This is a genomic window from Halobaculum sp. EA56, from assembly GCF_051195075.1.
GTDB lineage: Archaea > Halobacteriota > Halobacteria > Halobacteriales > Haloferacaceae > Halobaculum.
The window spans coordinates 71,599-86,076 of the sequence record NZ_JBNTJX010000010.1 but is presented as its reverse complement, the minus strand read 5'-3'; the positions used below and the strand labels follow the sequence as shown (position 1 = coordinate 86,076).

Genomic DNA, 14,478 nt, shown 5'->3' with positions numbered 1-14,478 from the left:
GACGGGGAGCGTCGGCGACCCCCGATCCGACCGGGGAGCGTCGGCCGACACGGAGCCGTGGGAGCGCCGCCGGATCCCGGCAGGCGGGGGCGACTCCGGTTCGACAGCGTTTCACCGTCGGCACCACCACTCCCGCGTATGCTTCGGGTCACCTTCCTCGGGACGAGCGGCGCGGTGCCGACGGTGGAGCGCGCCCCCAGCGCGCTCCACGTCAACCGCGAGGGCGACGAGTTCCTGTTCGACTGCGGGGAGGGCACCCAGCGCCAGATGATGCGCTTCGGCACCGGCTTCGGGGTCTCGCACCTGTTCGTCACGCACCTCCACGGCGACCACGTGCTCGGCATCCCCGGGCTCGTCCAGAGCCTCGATTTCAACGACCGGGAGGAGCCCCTCGCGATCCACGGCCCGCCCGGGTCGAAGCGCCACCTCACGGACCTGGTCCACGCCGCCGGGCACGACCCGGGCTTCCCGGTCACCGTCCGCGAGGTCCGCCCCGGCGGCGTCGCGCTCGACCGCGCGGAGTACGAGATCCGGACGTTCGAGACGGCCCACCGCACCTCCTCGGTCGGCTACGCGCTGGTCGAGGACGACCGGAAGGGCCGGTTCGACCGCGAGAAGGCCGAGGAGGAACTGGAGATCCCGCCCGGACCGGCGTACGGGAAACTCCACGAGGGGGAGTCCGTGGAACTGGACGACGGTCGCGTCGTCGACCCCGATCAGGTCGTCGGTCCGCCCCGCCCCGGCCGCCGCGTCGTCTACACGGGCGACACCCGGCCGGTCGAGGCCACGGTGGAGGCCGCCGAGGACGCGGATCTGCTCGTCCACGACGCCACGTTCCTCCACGAGGCGAGCGACCGCGCCCGCGAGACGGCCCACTCGACGGCGCGGGAGGCCGGCCAGATCGCCGCGCGGGCGGGCGCCTCGCGGCTCGCGCTCACGCACCTCTCCTCGCGGTACGCCGGGCGGGCGCACGAACTGGAGCGCGAGGCCGGGGAGGCGTTCGACGGGGAGGTGCTGTACCCGGACGATGGCACCCGGATCGAGGTGCCGTACCCCGACGCGGACGGGGAGTGAGGTGAAGCCCGGAGGAGCCGGCGGGGCCCGCGGCGACGGACTCCTCCGCGCCCGCCGACCTGTCAGCGCGGGAACCCGGAGCGGTACGTAGCCGTATCCACCCGTACACCGGGGTCATAGCACCCGTTAAGGGGGCGAGGCCGAACTCCCGGACGATGGCCGCAACCACGTCCGAGGAGGCGGCGACGCGGGTGAGGTCCCCGCGGAGGGAATCGACCCGCTGCGGCGACCGGATCGGGGTCCTGTTGGTCGATCCCGACGGTGACTTCCGGTCGGCCGCGGCGACGCTGTTGCGTCGGGAGGGGATGGTCGTCGAGGCGGCGGCCGACGCCGGCGACGTGTCGACGGACGCGGCCGCTCGCTCGCCCGACTGCGTCGTCGTCGACCCCGGCGTCGGCGGGGACGCGGCGATCCGTCGTGCGGCGTGGCTCGGCCTGCGTTCCCCGGTCGTGCTCGCGACGGGCGCGCCGCCGTGGGCGCTCCCCGACGCGGCGTGGACCGTCGCCGACGCGTACGTCGAGAAGGGCCGCGCCGGGACGTTCCGTCGGCTCGCGACGGCGATCCGGGCCGCCGGCGGCGACCCCGACGACACCCGGCGGGCGACGCGTGCGGGTCCGTGACACCGCGATCCCGGCGCGGAGTTTTTCACCGTCTGCCGCCAAGGCGGGTGCGTGAACGCCCGGACGAGCGCGCTCGACTCCCTCGTGTTCGGGGTCGACATCCAGAGCGGCGACATCCGGGGTGACGCCCCCTCCTACGCCCTCGTCGTCTTCGACGGCGAGTCGATCGAGCGGGACGTCGTCTCGCACAGGAAGCTCCGGCGACGCATCGAGAGCGAGGAGCCGGCCGTCGTCGCCACCGACAACGCCTACGAGCTCGCCGCGGACAAGGACGACCTGGTCCGCTTCCTGCGGGCGCTCCCGCACGGCACGTCGCTCGTGCAGGTGACCGGCGACGAGCGCCCCGAGCCCCTCTCGCGGGTCGCCTCCCGTCACGGGGTGCCGTACGGCAAGAAGCCGATGAAGGAGGCGGAGGCGAGCGCCCGGCTGGCGGCCGCCAACGTCGGCTACGAGGTGACCGCCTTCACCGACACGACGACGGTGAAGGTGTCCAGGGGGCGCTCGACGGGGAAGGGCGGGTGGAGCCAGGACCGCTACACCCGCCGGATCCACGGCAACGTGAAGCGCCGCGCCCGCGAGGTCGAGTCCGAACTGGAGGAGGCCGGCCTCGACTACGAGGTCGACATCACCGAGAAGTACGGCGGCTACGCCAACGCCGTCTTCTCGGTCGAGGCGCGTCCGCAGGACATCCCCGTGAGCGCCGGCCGCTCGGGCGACACCCGGGTGGAGATCGAACGCGAGCGGCGCGACGGCATCGAGTTCGAGCCGCTCGTCAAGCGCCGGGACCGGGTGGTCGTCGGGATCGACCCGGGGACGACGACCGCGGCCGCGGTGGTCGGCCTCGACGGCACCGTCTTCGACGTGTACTCGACACGGACCGCCGACACCGCCGAGGTGATCGAGTGGCTCGTCGAGCGCGGGCGGCCCGTCATCGTCGCCGCCGACGTGACGCCGATGCCCGAGACGGTCGAGACGTTCCGGCGGAGCTTCGACGCCGCCGGCTGGACGCCCGACAGCGACCTCCCGGTCGACGAGAAGCTCCACCGCACGCGCGAGGAGGCGTACGACAACGACCACGAGCGCGACGCGCTCGCGGCCGCGCTGTTCGCCGTCGACGACCACGCCGACCAGTTCGAGCGCGTCGGCCGGCGGACGCCCGCCGGGATCGACCGCGCGGAGGTGATCGCCCGCGTCGTCGCCGACGAGCAGTCCGTCGAGGGCGCGCTGGCGGACCTCCGGGACGACGACGGCGACGAGGAGGAGGAGTCCGGGCCCGAGCCGCGCGAGCTCACCGACGAGGAGAAGCGCATCCGCGACCTGGAGGCGCAGGTCGAGCGCCTCTCGGGCCACGTCGACGACCTGAAGGAGCAGTTAGCGGAGAAGGACGACGAGATCGAGGAGCTGGAGGCGGAGCTGTCGGACGCCCGCCGCGAGGAGCGCCTGGAGGCCCGCAGGGACCGCGAGGTGACCCGGATCCGCCGCGAGAACGACCGGCTGGAGCGCGAGCGCGACGAGGCGCGCGAGACGGTCGAGGAGCTCGAGGAGAAGCTCGCGCGGATGAAGACGCTGTGGAAGCTCGACCACGACGACTTCGCGGACGTCTCGGAGGGGCGCGACCTCGTCCCGGTGAAGCCGGTCGAGCAGTTCACGAAGGCGGCGATCCGGCGCGCCGACGAGGAGTACGGGCTCGCCGCCGGCGACGTGGTGTACCTCCGGGACGCCTCCGGCGCCGGCCGCGCGACCGCCGAGCGACTCGTCGAGACGGAGCCGCGGGCGATCCTGCGCACCGGCGGGCTCTCGGACGTCGCCGAGGAGGTGCTGTTCGAGCACGAGATCCCGGTCGGCCCCGCCGACGACGTGGCGATCCAGGAGGTGGACGAGCTCGCCGTCGCCCGCGAGAGCGACGTGGAGGCGGTGATCGAGGACTGGGAGCGGCGCGCCGAGGAGCGCGAACTGGAGCAGACCGAGGCGATGGTGGACGAGATCATCTCCGAGCATCGGGCGGGCGAGGCCGAGCGAACGTAGTGAGCGAGGCCTCGAAGCGAGCGGGGAGGGAACCGACCCGCGAGCGGCGGTGCCGAGTGAGTGAGCGAAGCGAACGAACGAGGCACCGGGAGACGGCGGCGCGCTCGCGGGCGCGCCGCCCGGGAAGCGGGCGAGGCCGAGCGAACGAGATGAGCCGTGAGCAGAGCGAACCGTGAACAAGCGGCGAGGCCGAGCGATCAGCGAGCGGAGTCCCCGTGTCCGGCGAGTCCACTCACCGCACGGTCGGTGAGGGATGCCGCCGATCGACCCGGAGTCGAAACGGACCTCGCCCGTTCGTTCGGGTGTGAGAAAGTAACAGCGAAAGTATGAGAGTCGGCTCCGCGGGTGCCGAGCGTCCGTTCTAGAGCCGTCGTGCGTCAGACAACCGGAAACAGGTAGCTCGTTGTGTGGTTCGTGGAACCGACCGACTCGGCCGGAACGACCCCTTCGTTTCGACTGGAGTGTGGATCGCTCCCACGATCCGAGCGTTGAAGCGTTGAACGGGGCGCGACAGAGATGTCAGTTGATCCGACTGACCTCGTAGTCGCGCTCGCGGATCGCGTCGATGAGCTGGGTGGCGTGTTCCCGGCCCGCGGCGGCCACCTCGAAGGTGAGGTACGCCTCGCCGACCCGGAGGTCCCCGACCGCGCGGTCGTGGCGGACGTGACGGACGTTCGCGCCGCGGTCGGCGAGGACGGTCGACAGCGTCGAGAGCTCCCCGGGCTCGTCCTCGATGCGGACGCGCAGGCGGAGGAGTTGGTCGCGGTCGGTCATCGCGTGTTCGAGCACGGTGTCGAGCAGCGACATGTCGATGTTGCCGCCGCACAGCAGCGGGACGACCGTCTCGTCGGTCACGTCGACCCGACCGGACAGCAGGCCGGCGACGGAGGCGGCGCCGGCGCCCTCGACAAGCTGCTTGGCGCGCTGGAGGAGCGTGAGGACGGCGTGTGTTATCTCGTCGTCGCTGACGGTGACCACCTCGTCGACGTGGCGCTCGATCAGCTCGAAGGTGAGGTCGGCGACGCCCCCGGTGGCGATGCCGTCGGCGATGGTGCGGGTCTCCTCGCGGTCGACCGGCTCGCCCTTGTCGAGGCTCTCGGGCACCGTCGCGGCCTCCTCGGCCTGCACGCCGACGACGCGTACCTCCGGAGCGACCGCGGCGAGGGCGGTCGCGACGCCCGCGATGAGCCCGCCGCCGCCGATGGGAACGATCACGGTGTCGAGGTCGGGGACCTGCTCGGCGACCTCCAGCCCGAGGGTGCCCTGGCCGGCGACGATGGCGGGGTCGTCGTAGGCGTGGACGAAGACCGATCCGGGCTCATCCGCGAGATCGCGGGCGTGGGCGACCGCCTCCTGGAACTCCCGGCCGCGGAGGACCACCTCGGCGCCGTAGCCGCGGGTGGCGTCGACCTTCGCCTGCGGGGCGTCCTCGGGCATGACGACCGTCGCGGGGATGCCCGCGTTGGTCGCCGCGAGCGCGACGCCCTGGGCGTGGTTGCCGGCGCTGGCGGCGACGACGCGCTCCGCGTCGCCGGCGGCGTCGATCTCCGCGAGCTTGTTCGAGGCGCCGCGGGTCTTGAACGATCCCGTGCGCTGGAGGTGCTCCATCTTGAGGCGGACGTCCGCGCCGCTCATCTCCGAGAGCGACCGGGAGCGCTCGACGGGCGTCTCGCGGACGATGTCGGGGTCGAACCGCTCGCGCGCCCGCCTGATGTCGGTGACTGTGACGGGGTCGGGCATGGTCGGTGGACGGGGCGTCTCCGTGGGGGCGCAAAAGTTGCGGGGATCGGTAGCCGCCGCGTTCGACGACGGGAGAGCGGGACCCGTCCGCCGGACCCGAACTCAGTCCAGCAGCAACAGCTCGGGGTTCTCCAGCCGCTCCATCACGAAGTTCGTGAACTGCCCCGCCTCCGCGCCGTCGATGACGCGGTGGTCGATCGACAGCGACAGCGGGAGCGTCTTCGCGGCGCGGACCTCGCCGTCCTCCGCCACGGGGCGGTCCTCGATGGCGCCCAGCCCCATGATCGCCGTCTCGGGGTAGTTGATGATCGGCGTGGCGTACTCGCCGCCGACGGCGCCGAAGTTCGTGATCGTGAAGGTGCCGCCCTGCATCTCCTCGCGGGTGACCTTCCGCTCGCGGGCGCGGGCGGCCAGGTCGTTCACCTCCGCGGCGAGGTCGAGCATCGACTTCCCGTCGACGTCCTTCACGACCGGAACCATCAGCCCGGCGTCGGTCGCCACCGCGATGCCGATGTTGTACTCCTTCTTGAGGAGTATCTCCTCGTCCTCCTCGCGGAGCTCGGAGTTGAGGTACGGGAACTCCTTCAGCCCGGCCACGAGCGCCTTCATCACGAACGGCATGTACGTGAGCTTCACGTCGCGCTCGGCCGCGCGCTCCTTCAGGTCCGCGCGCACGTCCACGAGGTCGTCGACGACCGCCGTGTCGTGGTGGGTGACGTGCGGCGCCGTGTACTTCGAGGTCTCCATCTGCTCGCCGATGGTCCGGCGCACCCCGCGGTAGGGCACCGACTCCGGCTCGCGGGAGGCGGCCGCGCCGTTGCCCGCCGCCTCGGCGGGGGCGGGCGCGCCCGTCCCGTCCGCGTCGCCCGCGGCGGCCCCGGCCTCGGCGGCCTTCGCCTCCGTCACCGCCTCGGCGTACCGTCGCACCTGCTCGGTCGTCACGAACGCCTCGCCGTCGCGCGTCTCGTCGGTCGGCACGTCGTCGATGTCCACGCCGGCCTCCTCGGCGGCCTTCCGGGTCGCCGGCACCGCCAGCGTCCGGTCGCGGCCCGCCGCCTCGACGGACGTGGGCGCGGAGCCGCCGGCCGGGCCGGCGGAGGTCTCGCGCTCGTCCTCGCTCTCGGTCTTCCGGGAGACCGCGGACTGCTTGCTGCCGATGTCGACCTGCTTCGGGCCGGACGACTCCCCGTCGCCGCCGGCGTCCGCCGCCGCGCCGCCCGTCTCACGGCTCGCGTCGCTCGCCGTTCGATCCGAGGCCTCGCTGCGCTCGGCCTCGCCGCCCGAGTCGGCGTGGGCGCGCACGTCGCCCTCGGTGACCCGGCCGCCGGGGCCGCTCCCCTCAACCGCGCCGAGGTCGACGCCGAGTTCGCGCGCGAGCCGGCGCGCGGACGGGGGCGCGAACACGCGCCCGGAGGACGGCTCGGGTGCCTCGTCGGCCTCCGTCGGCTCGTCGGCCGTGGCGTCGGCGGTGGCGCCCTCGTCCTCCGCCCCGGCGGACGCTTCCGCCTCGTCGCCCGCGGGCCCGTCCGACTCGTCCGCGACCTCGTAGGTGATGATCACGTCGCCGACGGGGACCATCTGGCCCTCCTCGGCGTGCAGTTCCGTCACCGTCCCGTTGTACGGGGAGGGGACCTCCACGAGCGCCTTGTCCGTCTCGACCTCGGCGACGGGCTGGTCCTCGGTGACCGTGTCGCCGGGGGCGACGAGCCAGTTGACCAGTTCGCCCTCGGCGACGCCCTCGCCCACGTCGGGCAGTTTGAACTCCTTCTGGGCCATGGTCAGAACTCCACGGCCTCCTTGATACCGTCCGCGACTCGGGCCGCGTTCGGCATGTAGTAGTCCTCCAGCGCGTACAGCGGGTACGGCACGTCGTACCCCGTCACGCGTTTGACCGGCGCTTCCTGGTACAGCAGCGCCTCCTCCTGCAGGGTCGCGGTGATCTCGCCGGCGAGGCCGCCCGTCCGGGGCGCCTCGTGGACGACGCACGCGCGCCCGGTCTTCTTGAACGACTCCACGATGGCCTCCCGGTCCATCGGCGAGACGGTGCGCAGGTCGACGACCTCCGCGTCGATGCCCTCGTCGGCGAGCTCCTCGGCCGCCTCCAGCGAGGGCCGGGTCATCGCGCCGTAGGTGAACACGGAGACGTCCGAGCCCTCGCGGCGGACGGTCGCCTCGCCGATCGGCACCTCGTAGTCGCCCTCCGGCACGTCGCCGCGGAAGGCGCGGTAGATGAGCTTCGGCTCCAGGAAGATAACCGGGTCCGGGTCGCGGATCGCCGAGATGAGCAGCCCCTTCGTGTCGTAGGGGGTCGACGGGATGACCACCTTCAGGCCGGCCTCGTGGGCGTAGAACGCCTCCTTCGACTCCGAGTGGTGCTCGGGCGCGCGGATGCCGCCGCCGTACGGCGCCCGCAGCACCATCGGGAGCGTGTAGCGGCTCCGCGAGCGGGTGCGCAGCCGGGCCATGTGGCTCACGATCTGGTCGAAGCCGGGGTACATGAACCCGGAGAACTGGATCTCCGGGACCGGCTTCAGCCCCATCGCGGCCATGCCGACGGCGGTGCCGATGATGCCGGACTCCGCCAGCGGCGTGTCGATGACGCGGTCCTCGCCGAACTCGTCGTAGAGCCCCTCGGTGGCGCGGAAGACGCCGCCGTTCTTGCCGACGTCCTCCCCCATCACGAGGACGTCGTCGTCGCGGTCCATCTCGGTGGCGAGCGCGTCGCGCACCGACTGTACGAGCGTCAGGTTCTGCGTGGCTTGGTCTGGCTCTTGCGTGCTCATGTCACTCCTCCAGGAACGCCTCGTCGCCGTGCTCCTCGCGCAGGCGCGCGAACTCCTCGGCCTGCCGCCGGAGCGCCGGCGGCTGCTCGGCGAAGACGTGTTCGAACATCGATTCGGGGTCGGGCCGCACCGTGGACTCGGCGGCGTCGATGGCGTCCGCGACCTCCTCGCGGACGGACTCCTCGACCTCGGCGACGCGGTCGTCGTCGAGGACCCCCTGGTTCCGCAGGAACCGCTCCAGCCGGGGGATCGGGTCCTTCGCCTTCCACTTCTCCACCTCCTCGTCCTCGCGGTAGACGCTCGGGTCGTCGGCGGTCGTGTGGGCGCCGAAGCGGTACTGGACCGCCTCGATGAGCGTCGGGCGACGCTCGCCCTCGCCGGGGTTCCGCGCCTTCTCCAGCGCCTCGGTCGTCGCCTTGTACACCGCCAGCGGGTCCATCCCGTCGATCTGGACGCCCTCGAAGCCGTAGGCGAGGGCCTTCTGTGCCAGCGTCTCGCTCTTCGTCTGGCGCTCGCGCGGGACCGAGATGGCCCACTGGTTGTTGTTACAGAAGAAGACGGTCGGGGTGTCGAAGACGCCCGCGAAGTTCAGCCCCTCGTGGAAGTCGCCCTCCGAGGTCGCGCCGTCGCCGAAGTAGCAGATGAACGCCCGGTCGGTCTCGCCGTCGTTCTTGAGCTTGTCCGCCCACGCCATCCCCGTCGCGTGGGGGATCTGGCTGGCGATGGGGACCGCCGGGGTGAAGACGTTCGCGTCCTCGGGGACGAGGCTCCCGCGCTCGTCGCCCATCCAGTACAGCAGCGTCTGCTTCAGCGGGAGGCCGTGGACCAGCGCTGCCCCGTGTTCGCGGTAGGAGGGGACCATCCAGTCGTCCTCGGCCAGCGCCAGCGCGGAGCCGACCTGTGTTCCCTCCTGACCCGACAGCGGCGGGTACGTCCCCATCCGCCCCTGCCGCTGGAGCGACACCGCCCGTTCGTCGAAGTGGCGGGCGAGTTTCATGTGGCGGTACATCGCGACGAACTCCTCCTCCGAGAGGTCCGGCACGTCGCCGACGACGCCGCCCTCCTCGTCGAGGACCTGTACCATCCCGTCGCGGGGGTCGCGCTCGAGCGTGCTCACGGTACCCACCTTCGCATACGCGTAACGCTGTCGTCCCCGCGTGATAGTGTTTTCGTAAATAGTTTACTGTGGACAGAAATACTGCCACGTATTCCCAAGCCGTCAGGGAAGTCGCGTCGAAATAGAACGTACATCCAGTTCGGTGGGGTGAAGCCGTCGGCGAGTTCAGGAAGGAGTGGAAAGCGGCGGGGGATCTTGACAATCGATGATGCAGGCGGGGGCGGCCGTGGGGGGGTCCGGGCCTCCCGGGGCGGCGAGTCGCCGCCCCGCCCCACCCCGCCTCAGTCGGCGGCGCGGGCGGCCTCGCGGGCCTCCTCGACGCTCGCCCCCTCGCGCACCAGCGCCTCGACGAAGAACTCCCCGGCCTTGTACGACGACCGGACCATCGGCCCGGAGGCGCAGTAGAGGAAGCCGAGTTCCTCCTCGGCGACCCGCTTCCACGTGTCGAAGGCGTCCGGGTGGACGTACTCGAACACGTCGAGGTGCGAGCGCGAGGGCTGGAGGTACTGCCCGAGGGTCACGATGTCGACGCCGACGTTCCGGAGGTCCCGCAGGGTGCGGTACACCTCGTTGTCGTACTCGCCGAGGCCGAGCATGACGCTCGTCTTCGTGTGGATGTCGGACGCGCGGTCCACCCGCTCCAACACGTCGAGCGTCTGCTCGTAGCCGGCGCGGCGGTCCCGGACGGGCCACTGGAGGCGCTCGACGGTCTCGACGTTGTGGGCGATCACGTCCGGGCCGGCGTCGACGATCCGGTCGACCGCGTCGGGATCGCCGCCGAAGTCGGGGATCAGCACCTCGACCAGGATCCCGGGGTCGCGGCGTTTGATCTCGCGGATCGTCTCGGCGAAGTGGCGGGAGCCGCCGTCCGCGAGGTCGTCGCGGTCGACGGACGTGAGGACGACGTAGTCGAGGCCGATCTCCGCGACCGCGTCGGCGACGTTCGACGGTTCCTCGGGGTCCAGCGGCTCCATGCCGCCGGTCTCCACGTCGCAGAAGTTGCACCCGCGCGAGCAGCGGTCGCCCATCAGCATGAACGTCGCCGTGCCGGGGCCGTCCCGCCCGGACCAGCACTCCCCGAGGTTCGGGCAGTTCGCCTCCTCACACACCGTGTGGAGGTCGTGGTCGCGGAGGGTGGACTTGATCTCAGTGAAGCGTCTGCCGGACGGGGGGCGCATCTTCAGCCAGTCCGGCTTCCGCCGCCGACTGCTCATGCCCGTTCCTTCGTCGCCGGGGGCAAAAGCGTGCGGTGTGGGACGACCGCCGTCGGCGCCGTTCCGCCCCGGTCCCCGTCGCTGCACCGACCGACGGCCGTCAGCCTCGCGTGAAAGTCGGGATGAATATACAGTCGATCGACAGTAATTTATTGTGCGGTGGGGAGGTAGAAACAGAACCAGAGATGCTGGACGTCTCGCCGGAGGAGATCACCGAGGGGCCGCTGGGACGAGCGCTGGCGCTCCTCTCGATCCCCATCATCGCCCAACAGCTCGCGGTGGTCGCCCAGAGCATCATCGACGTGTTCTGGCTCGGTCGACTCGGCGGCGAGGCGGTCGCGGCCGTGGGGCTGGTCGCCCCGCTGATCGGGCTGATGATGGCGGTCACGACGGGCGTCTTCACCGGCGAGCACGTCCTCGTCTCACAGCGCGTCGGCGACGACGACGAGCGCGGCGCGAGCCGTGCGGTGTTCCACGCGCTCGTGGCGGGCGTGGGCGTGATGCTCGCGATGGTCGCGGTCACGGCCGTCTTCGGCCGACAGCTCACGGCGCTGTTCGACCCCGGCCCGGAGGTGGCGCGGCTCGGGGCGATCTACCTCGCCACGATGGCGGTCGCCTACACCGTCTCCACCGTCAGCGACGTCTTCGAGTACGGCTTCATCGGCGCCGGCGACTCTCGGACGCCACTGCTGGTGAACCTCCTGTCCATCGGCATCAGCGTCGGGCTCGACCCGGTGCTCATCTTCGGGATGGGACCGGTCCCGGCCTACGGGATCGCGGGGGCCGCCTACGCGACGGCGATCGGGTTCGGCGTCGGCGCCGTCGTCATGATCGCCGCGGCGCTGTCGGCCCGGCGGGGGTTCACCTTCCACCCGGAGGCGATCGCGCTCGACGGCGGGGAGTTCCGCGATCTCGTCGAGGTCGGCGCGCCGAAGGCGGGCCAGGAGACCGCCCGGCAGGTCGCGCGGCTGGCGGTCGTCGCCATCGTCTCGCTGACCGGCGGCGCGGCGGCGCTCACCGCCTACACGATCGGCGCGCGCATCGCGACGGTCGTGTTCGTCCCCGCCGCCGCGATCGGCTCCGCGGGCACGACGCTCGTGGGCCAGAACCTCGGCGCCGACCGCCCCGCGCGGGCGACGCGGGCGACGTGGCTCGGCGTCGGCGTCGGCGCCGTCGGCCTCGGCGCGATCGGGATCGTCCAGTACCTCGTCCCGGAGCTGATCGCGGCGCTGTTCGTCCCCGGGATCGGGGGCGAGGCGCTCGTCCTGTCGGTCGCGTACCTCCAGATCCTCGCGTTCGGCTACTGGGCGCTCGGCACCATCTGGACGGTCGAGGCCGGGTTCAACGGCGCCGGCCGCACCGACGTGAGCATGTACTCGACGATGCTGCAGTACTGGGCCGTCCGGGTGCCGTTCGCCGCCGTGGCGGCGTTCGTCCTCGGGTGGGGCGCGCTCGGGCCGTTCTGGGCGGTGACCGTCTCGAACGTCGTCGCCGCCGTCGGCCTCGTGGGCTACTTCCGGTACTCGACCGCCGGCGGACTCCACGAGCGGGCCGCCGAGGACGCCGGCGGCGACGCGGTCGAGGGCGCCGCCGCGGACGACTGACGCGGGACGCGAGGCGGAGCCGAGCGTCCCGAGGGACGACGTTCACAGATCGCGCAGCGTCTCGCGAACGCCGTTCCTCCGAGGCCTCCCTGCGGTCGCCCTCGCTCCCTTCGTGGGCGGAGCGGCACGGGGACCGCTCCGCCGTCGGCCGCGGTCTCGCTCCCTCGCTCACGTCGTTCGCTCGTCCGCTCGACCGCGCCCCTCAGAACGCGTCGTCGTCGCCGGGGGCGATCCCCTCCGGGTCCTCGGCGGGCGGCTCGATCCCCACCTCCTCGGGGTCGACGTCGAACTCCCGGCGCAGGTCGTGGATCCGGTCGCGGATGTCGGCCGCGAGTTCGAACTCCAGGTTGCCCGCGGCCTCCTCCATGCGCTCCTCCAGCGCCCGGATGCGGGCCTGGGCCTCCTCCTCGTCGGCCACGTCCGCGCCGGCGACGTCGGAGGTGTCCGTCTTCGACCCGGGGAGGTTCGTCTCGCCGACCTCCTTCTCGATGGTCTGGGGCTCGTAGCCGTGCTCCTCGTTGAACTCGCGCTGGATCTCGCGGCGGCGGTTCGTCTCCTCGATGGCCGCCTCCATCGAGTCGGTGACCTCGTCGGCGTACAGCACCACCTCGCCCTCGACGTTGCGGGCGGCCCGGCCCATCGTCTGCACGAGGGTGGTCTCCGAGCGGAGGAACCCCTCCTGGTCGGCGTCGAGGATGGCCACGAGGCTCACCTCGGGGATGTCGAGCCCCTCCCGCAGGAGGTTGATGCCCACGAGCACGTCGATCTCGCCGAGCCGGAGCGAGCGGACCAGCTCGTGGCGCTCCAGGGTGTCGGTCTCGTCGTGCATGTACGCCACGTCGACGCCGGCCTCCTCCAGGTACTCGGTGAGGTCCTCGGCCATCCGCTTCGTCAGGGTGGTGACGAGGACGCGCTCGTCGCGTTCGATCCGCTCGTCGATGCGGTCCATCAGGTCGTCCACCTGCCCGGTCGCGGGGGCGGTCCGCACCTCGGGGTCGACGAGGTGGGTCGGACGGACGATCTGTTCGACGACCTGCTCGGAGTGCTCGCGCTCGTAGTCGCCCGGGGTGGCGGAGACGTACAGCCGGCGGTCCGTCTTCTCGATGAACTCCTCGAAGGTGAGCGGGCGGTTGTCGTAGGCGGTGGGGAGGCGGAAGCCGTTGCCCACCAGCGAGTCCTTGCGCGACTTGTCGCCCTCGAACTGGCCCTTGATCTGCGGGAGCGTCTGGTGGGACTCGTCGATCACCGTGAGGAAGTCGTCGGGGAAGTAGTCCAGCAGGGTGTACGGCGCGTCCCCGGACTCGCGGTCCGAGAGGTGGACGGAGTAGTTCTCGATGCCCGAGCAGTAGCCCGTCTCCTGGAGCATCTCGATGTCGAAGGTGGTGCGCTCCTCGATGCGCTGGGCGGCCACGAGGTCGCCCTGGCGCTCGAAGTAGGAGACGCGCTCCTCCATCAGCTCCCGGATCTCCGAGACCGCCCGGTCGATCTGCTCCTCGGGGAGCGAGTAGTGCTCGGCCGGGTGGATCAGGACGGCCGGCTCCTCGCTCACCACCTCGCCGTCGACCACGTCGACCTTGCGCATGCGATCGATCTCGTCGCCCCACAGCTCGATGCGGACGGCGTGGCGGTCGTACATCGGGAACACCTCGATCGTGTCGCCGCGTACGCGGAAGGTGCCCTGCTGGAAGTCCACGTCGTTGCGCTCGTAGTTGAGGTCGACCAGCTCCGCGAGGAGGTCGTCGCGGCCGATCTCCTGTCCGACCTCCAGCTCCAGCGCCATCCCGCGGTAGTTCGCGGGGTCGCCGAGCCCGTAGATGGCCGAGACGGAGGCGACGACGATCACGTCGTCCCGCGTCAGGAGCGACCGGGTGGCGGAGTGCCTGAGGCGGTCGATCTCGTCGTTGATCGACATCTCCTTGTCGATGTAGGTGTCCGTCTGCTCGACGTACGCCTCGGGCTGGTAGTAGTTGTAGTAGGAGACGAAGTACTCGACGGCGTTGTCGGGGAAAAGGTTCCGGAACTCCTCGTACAGCTGCGCCGCGAGCGTCTTGTTGTGCGCGATGACGAGCGTCGGGGTGTTCAGCTCCTCGACGACCCACGAGACCGTGTTCGTCTTCCCGGAGCCGGTGACGCCGAGGAGCGTCTGCTCGGTCATCCCGGACTCGAAGCCGTCGACCAGCTGCCGGATCGCGTCGGGCTGGTCGCCCGCGGGGTCGAACGGGGCGTCGACCCGGAACGGCTTCTCCGCCTCGGGACGGTCCGGCGAGAGGGGTCCCTCGGATTCGCTCATTGGCGTGGGTG

The 14,478-nt window shown here is 71.6% G+C and carries 10 protein-coding genes; 4 read left to right on the top strand and 6 right to left on the bottom strand.

The window, feature by feature from the left end; all coding sequences use genetic code 11:
• Positions 1 to 138 precede the first annotated feature (138 nt).
• The 3 genes from rnz to ACQUQ1_RS15780 all read left to right on the top strand — a co-directional run bounded on the left by rnz (position 139) and on the right by ACQUQ1_RS15780 (position 3,719).
• Positions 139 to 1,074, top strand: coding sequence for a ribonuclease Z (rnz, locus tag ACQUQ1_RS15790; RefSeq protein ID WP_435065278.1), 936 nt, complete (start codon positions 139 to 141; stop codon positions 1,072 to 1,074).
• Positions 1,075 to 1,229: 155 nt separating this feature from the next.
• Entirely contained in the window at positions 1,230 to 1,694 is a 465-nt protein-coding gene (locus ACQUQ1_RS15785; RefSeq protein ID WP_435065277.1) for a hypothetical protein, read from the top strand.
• 51 nt (positions 1,695 to 1,745) lie between these two features.
• Entirely contained in the window at positions 1,746 to 3,719 is a 1,974-nt protein-coding gene (locus ACQUQ1_RS15780; protein ID WP_435065276.1) for a DUF460 domain-containing protein, read from the top strand.
• 519 nt (positions 3,720 to 4,238) lie between these two features.
• Here the strand turns inward: ACQUQ1_RS15780 and ilvA are convergent.
• From ilvA to lipA, 5 genes are all read right to left on the bottom strand, one after another.
• The gene (gene ilvA / locus ACQUQ1_RS15775; RefSeq protein WP_435065275.1) at positions 4,239 to 5,459 is read right to left on the bottom strand and encodes a threonine ammonia-lyase; all 1,221 of its coding nucleotides are present in this window, start codon (positions 5,457 to 5,459) and stop codon (positions 4,239 to 4,241) included.
• Between the two features lie 102 nt (positions 5,460 to 5,561).
• Positions 5,562 to 7,235: a dihydrolipoamide acetyltransferase family protein gene (locus ACQUQ1_RS15770; RefSeq protein WP_435065274.1), complete on the bottom strand. Its 1,674-nt coding sequence runs from the start codon at positions 7,233 to 7,235 to the stop codon at positions 5,562 to 5,564.
• Positions 7,236 to 7,237: 2 nt separating this feature from the next.
• Positions 7,238 to 8,242 carry an alpha-ketoacid dehydrogenase subunit beta gene (locus tag ACQUQ1_RS15765; RefSeq protein ID WP_435065273.1) on the bottom strand — a complete coding sequence of 335 codons (1,005 nt, stop codon included), beginning with the start codon at positions 8,240 to 8,242 and terminating at the stop codon, positions 7,238 to 7,240.
• A gap of 1 nt (position 8,243) precedes the next feature.
• Positions 8,244 to 9,359 (bottom strand): pyruvate dehydrogenase (acetyl-transferring) E1 component subunit alpha, encoded by a 1,116-nt coding sequence (pdhA, locus tag ACQUQ1_RS15760; RefSeq protein ID WP_435065272.1) that lies wholly within the window; start codon positions 9,357 to 9,359, stop codon positions 8,244 to 8,246.
• 281 nt (positions 9,360 to 9,640) lie between these two features.
• A complete protein-coding gene (lipA, locus tag ACQUQ1_RS15755) occupies positions 9,641 to 10,573 on the bottom strand; it encodes a lipoyl synthase (RefSeq protein ID WP_435065271.1) in 933 nt (310 codons plus the stop codon).
• A gap of 185 nt (positions 10,574 to 10,758) precedes the next feature.
• On the opposite strand from lipA, the gene ACQUQ1_RS15750 reads away from it, so the two are divergent.
• Positions 10,759 to 12,177, top strand: a complete 1,419-nt coding sequence (locus ACQUQ1_RS15750) for an MATE family efflux transporter (RefSeq protein WP_435065270.1) — start codon at positions 10,759 to 10,761, stop codon at positions 12,175 to 12,177.
• Positions 12,178 to 12,379: 202 nt separating this feature from the next.
• Here the strand turns inward: ACQUQ1_RS15750 and uvrB are convergent, their stop codons facing one another.
• Positions 12,380 to 14,467: an excinuclease ABC subunit UvrB gene (gene uvrB, locus ACQUQ1_RS15745; protein WP_435065269.1), complete on the bottom strand. Its 2,088-nt coding sequence runs from the start codon at positions 14,465 to 14,467 to the stop codon at positions 12,380 to 12,382.
• Between the last annotated feature and the right edge of the window lie 11 nt (positions 14,468 to 14,478).

What these genes read in the sequence shown, in the direction of transcription:
- rnz (WP_435065278.1), top strand. Translation starts at nt 139, where the DNA reads ATGCTTCGGGTCACCTTCCTCGGGACGAGCGGCGCGGTGCCGACGGTG.
- ACQUQ1_RS15785 (WP_435065277.1), top strand. Translation starts at nt 1,230, where the DNA reads ATGGCCGCAACCACGTCCGAGGAGGCGGCGACGCGGGTGAGGTCCCCG.
- ilvA (WP_435065275.1), bottom strand. Translation starts at nt 5,459, where the DNA reads ATGCCCGACCCCGTCACAGTCACCGACATCAGGCGGGCGCGCGAGCGG.
- ACQUQ1_RS15770 (WP_435065274.1), bottom strand. Translation starts at nt 7,235, where the DNA reads ATGGCCCAGAAGGAGTTCAAACTGCCCGACGTGGGCGAGGGCGTCGCC.
- ACQUQ1_RS15765 (WP_435065273.1), bottom strand. Translation starts at nt 8,242, where the DNA reads ATGAGCACGCAAGAGCCAGACCAAGCCACGCAGAACCTGACGCTCGTA.
- lipA (WP_435065271.1), bottom strand. Translation starts at nt 10,573, where the DNA reads ATGAGCAGTCGGCGGCGGAAGCCGGACTGGCTGAAGATGCGCCCCCCG.
- ACQUQ1_RS15750 (WP_435065270.1), top strand. Translation starts at nt 10,759, where the DNA reads ATGCTGGACGTCTCGCCGGAGGAGATCACCGAGGGGCCGCTGGGACGA.
- uvrB (WP_435065269.1), bottom strand. Translation starts at nt 14,467, where the DNA reads ATGAGCGAATCCGAGGGACCCCTCTCGCCGGACCGTCCCGAGGCGGAG.